General features: G+C 33.5%; 1 protein-coding gene. It reads right to left on the reverse strand.

Annotated elements, in window-relative coordinates; all coding sequences use genetic code 11:
• Positions 1-319: cob(I)yrinic acid a,c-diamide adenosyltransferase (locus AOA62_RS05125; RefSeq protein WP_099548043.1), on the reverse strand; the 319-nt coding region annotated here is incomplete at both ends.

Here is a 319-nt window from a genome sequence, read left to right on the forward strand (position 1 = left end):
CTACTCCACCTGGTAATATAAATTTCTTTAATTGTGGAGCTTCATTCCAATAAACGTCAATTTTCCCTTCTAAATATGTAACATATTCTTCCTTTATAGCCCAGTTATCAGTTTTCGTAACATTGGCAAGATCTCCACCAAGATCAAATAATTCGTGTTGTATTTTTAATAAATCACTCCGTATATCCTTATGTTTTTCTAATACTTTTGTTAATGTTACTCCAATAAAACTGTTTAATTCATCAATCGTTCCATAGGCCTCAACGCGTTCGTTAGTTTTTGGAACCCTTTTACCCACTAAGTGAGTTTTCCCCTGATC

Origin of the sequence: Pseudomonas sp. 2995-3, assembly GCF_002742565.1 — a bacterium.
Lineage (GTDB): Bacteria > Pseudomonadota > Gammaproteobacteria > Pseudomonadales > Pseudomonadaceae > Aquipseudomonas > Aquipseudomonas edaphica.